The 1,987-nt window shown below is 36.3% G+C and carries 2 protein-coding genes; one reads left to right on the top strand and one right to left on the bottom strand.

Features of this window, described 5'->3' with window-relative positions; genetic code table 11:
* Positions 1–18 precede the first annotated feature (18 nt).
* Positions 19–696 carry a UMP kinase gene (gene pyrH / locus AOG55_RS03300; RefSeq protein WP_048102099.1) on the bottom strand — a complete coding sequence of 226 codons (678 nt, stop codon included), beginning with the start codon at positions 694–696 and terminating at the stop codon, positions 19–21.
* A gap of 40 nt (positions 697–736) precedes the next feature.
* Here pyrH and prf1 point away from each other — a divergent pair, with 40 nt between their 5' ends.
* Positions 737–1,975, top strand: a complete 1,239-nt coding sequence (gene prf1 / locus AOG55_RS03295; protein WP_048102098.1) for a peptide chain release factor aRF-1 — start codon at positions 737–739, stop codon at positions 1,973–1,975.
* Positions 1,976–1,987: the final 12 nt, after the last annotated feature.

Raw genomic sequence — 1,987 nt, 5'->3', positions numbered from 1 at the left:
TTTTATTGGCGCATTTTATTATGAGATTACAGTGCCATTACACCTTTCATAATTTAAAATATTTATATATTCATCCATATCCATACCGTTTATTACAAAAATTTTTATTCCAGCCCTTTTTGCTATTGTCAGCGATGTTATATCCATAAAAACATTTGTTCCCGCACCAATTGAATTATTTACCGAAATTTTAATGGCATCATCATATGATATTTTATCAAATTTTTTTGCGTTTTTAAACTTTCTTGGATCCTCAGAATAAACACCGTCTACAGATGTTGCGTTTATTAAAATTTTTGCGCCAATCCTTTCCGCAAATAGTGTTGATACTGTATCGGTGGTATGTCCCGGTTCAGTCCCACCCATAATTACATAACGGTAATTATGGATCATTTCGGCAGCATCGTTTATTGTTGTTGGTATTTTAGAGTTTACATCATCAAAAAATGTGGTTAGGGCAAGTGCATTGATCCTTGTTGCGTTAATCCCTATTTCATCAAGTATATTGTCATTAACATTATATGCCTTTAAATCTGAAATATAGGTCCTTGCCAGTCTGCCACCACCAACCACTATGCCATATTTATCATATGTATTTATCTTCTGGAGTGTCGAGGATACGGACTTCATTAACTCCAGATTTAATTTTTCCATTGAAATAATTGAACCGCCAAGTGAAATTACAACGCTTCTCATTTTTTCATTAAGGTTAAATATTATTATAAAATTTTCTGTTATGGAAAGCGAGGATTATAAGAGGTATGAATTTAAAAAAGCCATGGAGGAATTGTCAAGGCTTCATGGCAGGGGAACAGAATTAATTTCACTTTACATTCCACCAGATAAGCAGATATCAGACGTTGTCCAGTATTTAAGAGAGGAATACTCAACATCGGCCAATATAAAATCAAAGACTACAAGGAAGAATGTGCTTGCGGCAATAGAATCAATTATGTCCAGGTTAAAATATTATAAGCAGCCACCAGAAACAGGACTTGTATTTTTCGTCGGCCATGTTGCCACAAGGGGAGATCAAACAGAGATGTATACAAAAATCATAGAGCCACCTGAACCAATACAGACATTTTTGTACAAGTGCGACTCAAGCTTCCATCTTGAGCAGCTGACAGATCAGCTAAGGGAGAAGGAACTTTATGGGCTTCTTGTAATAGACCGAAAGGAGGCAACCATAGGCTTTTTAAAGGGAACAAAAATTGAGGTTGTTGACTATGAATATTCACTTGTGCCAAGCAAACACCGACAGGGTGGTCAGTCAAGCCGAAGGTTTGAAAGGCTTATAGAAATAGCTGCAAATGAATTTTATAAAAAAATAGGGGATATTGCCAATGCAACGTTTATGCCTGTTATTAAGGATATAATCACAATATTTGTTGGTGGACCTGGTGCAACAAAGGAATATTTTGTGGAGAAATCATACCTGAGGAATGAGATAAAGGAGAAAATAAAATATATGTTTGATATAGGTTACACGGATGAATCCGGGCTCAGGGAGCTCGTGGAAAAGGCATCGGAATCAATAAAAGATATGAGAATTACAAGAGAAAAGGATATAATAAACAGGTTCTTGAGGGAGATAAAAAAACCTGATGGCGGTCTCGGTGTTTACGGGGAAAATGCCGTTGTAAACGCATTGAAAATGAAGAACCTTGAATTATTAATAATTTCGGATTCAATAAGAAAAATAAAATATTTTTACAAATGTCCTGTTTGTGGCGCTGAAAAAACATTTACTGAGGAGCCTGAGGAGCAGCCACTGTGTGACAATGATGGGACTCCAATGAATTACGAGCGTGAGGACGATTTTATAGAGGATTTGTACAAACTTGCAGATGCTGCGGGAACCACCGTTGAATTTGTATCAGAGGATAGCGATGAGGGGAGGCTTTTAAAAACAGCATTTGGCGGGGTTGCAGGAATCTTAAGGTATGTCCCGGAAAAACAGTTGAATGTTTAAATAAATAAAAAT

The sequence above is a fragment of the Acidiplasma cupricumulans genome (genome assembly GCF_001402935.1).
Taxonomy (GTDB): Archaea; Thermoplasmatota; Thermoplasmata; order Thermoplasmatales; family Thermoplasmataceae; genus Acidiplasma; species Acidiplasma aeolicum.
This window is presented reverse-complemented; position numbering and strand designations above follow the sequence as displayed.

Bases quoted from the DNA above. Each gene is read 5' to 3' on its own strand.
- prf1 (WP_048102098.1), top strand. From the start codon at position 737: ATGGAAAGCGAGGATTATAAGAGGTATGAATTTAAAAAAGCCATGGAG.
- pyrH (WP_048102099.1), bottom strand. From the start codon at position 696: ATGAGAAGCGTTGTAATTTCACTTGGCGGTTCAATTATTTCAATGGAA.